2 protein-coding genes are annotated in these 2647 nt (G+C 63.7%); both read left to right on the forward strand.

Going from position 1 to position 2647, the window contains the following annotated elements; translation table 11 throughout:
- Positions 1–218: 218 nt before the first annotated feature.
- Complete coding sequence (gene istA, locus MTX35_RS25165; RefSeq protein ID WP_094665460.1) at positions 219–1751, forward strand: IS21 family transposase; 1533 nt, start codon at positions 219–221, stop codon at positions 1749–1751.
- Complete coding sequence (gene istB, locus MTX35_RS25170; protein WP_094665458.1) at positions 1748–2518, forward strand: IS21-like element helper ATPase IstB; 771 nt, start codon at positions 1748–1750, stop codon at positions 2516–2518. The genes istA and istB overlap by 4 nt, the downstream gene beginning before the upstream one ends.
- Positions 2519–2647: the final 129 nt, after the last annotated feature.

Genomic DNA, 2647 nt, shown 5'->3' on the forward strand with positions numbered 1-2647 from the left:
TTGTCGGCGGCCATGAAAAACTGACCACAGGCGGCCATGAATATGCCCACTGACGGCCGATAAGAACTGACCACTCGCGGCCACGAATGTGACCGCCTGTGGCCACGAATCTGCCCAGACCACACCCATCCTCTCGGCGCGTCAGCGCCGAGGAGGCCTCTCCTGCGGTTTCGATACCGATGCCTAGTCCGTATCGAATCCACCGCAGGAGAGACCACGTGAAGTCTGACGGAGAACTGATGGACATACTCAATGCATACGACCTGACCGGATCATTGCGGGCCGCCGCAGACTTGTGCGGCTGCTCCCACAACACCGTGAAAAAGGCCGTCGAAGACCGAGACGCCGGCCTGCCACCGGCCACCCACCGAACCAAAATCACCGACGACTGGCTCGAATACCTCGAAGAGTGGGTCTCCAAATCCAAGGGCAAGATCCGCGGCGACAAAGCCCACGAGAAACTTCTCGCACTCGGCTACACCGGTGCCGACCGCACCACTCGACGCGCCCTCGCCGAAATCAAAACCCAATGGAGACTGGGCAATACGAGAGTGCACCGGCCATGGATCACCGAACCAGGACTGTGGCTGCAGTACGACTTCGGAGACGGCCCGGTCGTCGACGGCCGCAAGATCGTGCTCCTCGTCGCCTGGCTGGCCTGGTGCCGCTACCGCATCGTGGTCCCACTACGCGACCGCACCGCAGCGAGCGTCTTCGCTGGCCTGGACCGGGTCTTCCGCATCATCGGCGGCGCACCGACCTACCTGCTCACCGACAACGAAAAGACCGTTACCGCCGGCCACGTCGCCGGCGTCCCGATCCGCAATCGCACCGCGGTCACCTTCGGTCGGTACTACGGAATCACCGTGCTGACCTGCCAACCGGCGGACCCTGCATCGAAAGGCGGAGTGGAGAACGCTGTCAAACTCGCCAAAGCCGACATCGTGCCCACCGAGACGAACCTGCTCGAGCAGTACGCCACCTTCGCCGACGTCGAAATCGCGTGCACGGCGTTCATGACCGAGATCAACGCCCGAGTACATCGGGCCACCCGCCGCGTCCCGAACGAGATGCTCGCCGAGGAACGACCCGAGTTGCACGGTATCCCCGACATGCCGCACACCGCAGTCCTCGGAGTCGCTCGCCGAGTCCCCGACAACACACCGATGGTCACCTTTGATCACTGCCAATACTCGACACCAGCAACACTATTGGGTCAGAGCGTGTGGGTCAGACTGCACGACGGGACAGATGAGGTCGTCATCTGCGCTCTCGATGACGGTGGCCCGATCGAAGTGGCCCGGCACGCCCGCACCACACCCGGCAGCCCCGCCATCGACGACGCCCACTTCCCCGGACATCACCCGAGGATCCCCGGCGACTACAGCGTCCGCGCGCGAACAGTATCCGAACAGCAATTCCTCGCGATCGGGGAAGGTGCCGCGACATGGCTCAAGGAAGCCGCCGCGGTCGGCACCGAACGGATATACCTGAAAATGTCGCACGCGGTCGATCTCGCGCGACTCGGAGTTCGGGGCGATGTCGATTGGGCACTCGGGCACGCAGCGGTGCACGGCCGCTTCGCCACCGGCGACCTCGACTCGATCCTCGCATCGAAGGGAATGGACCTCACCCGCCGCGGCGCATCCGAATCCACCTCCCTCACGCAAGGCACATCAGGATGGAACTTGTTGGGCAGCAACGCTATCGAACACAAAACCGCCGACGAGACGAACGAAGGTCAGCGATGAACACCGTCACAGCGGAACTCCCCACCGACCTCGAAACGCTGCTGCGGCAACTCCGCCTGCCGCATGCCAGGTCCATCGCCGCCGAAGTCCTCGCCACCGCACGAGCACAACGCTGGGACCCCGCCGAGGTCGTCAAAGCGCTTCTCTCAGAGGAATCCGCCGGCCGGGCACGATCGATGCTGACCGCCCGCCGCAAAGCAGCGGGATTCCCCACCGGGAAGACCTTCGAGGTCTGGGACGAGAACGCATCATCGATCCCGCTTCCCACCCAGCATGCCCTGCAGACCCTCGAATGGGTGCATCGCCGCGAGAATCTGGTGGTCTGCGGGCCGGCCGGGACAGGCAAGACATTCTTCCTCGAAGCGTTGGGACAGAACGTGATCCAAGCGGGGATGCCGGTCGCGTGGTTCACCCTCGAGCAGATCGGGGTCCTCGTACGCGCGCACCGATCCGACGACTCACTCGGCAAAGCGATCGCGAAGATCGTGCGCGCCGAACTCGTCGTGATCGACGATGTCGGGCTGTTGCCCGTCGGGACCGATGCCGCCGAAGGGCTGTACCGAATCGTCGAAGCAGCCTACGAACGCAAGTCCGTCGCGATCTCCTCGAACCTTCACCCGAGCGGGTTCGACGAACTGATGCCCAAGACCCTCGCCACTGCAACGGTCGATCGGCTGCTGCACCACGCGCACCTATGCCAAACCAGCGGCGATTCGGTCCGCCTCGCCCAAGCCCTGCACGGTCAGGGGGTCAAACCCTTGACCTGACATGATGCTCGACCGGTGGCGGACAAACCCGACATGGGCAGATTCGTGTCCGCCACCGGTCAGTTCTTGTTGGCCACCCATGGGCAGTTCTCGTGACCGCCTGTGGTCACTTCCCGATGTCCATTGACA

Origin of the sequence: Rhodococcus sp. ARC_M12 (assembly GCF_022810385.1) — a bacterium.
Classification (GTDB): Bacteria; Actinomycetota; Actinomycetes; order Mycobacteriales; family Mycobacteriaceae; genus Rhodococcoides; species Rhodococcoides navarretei.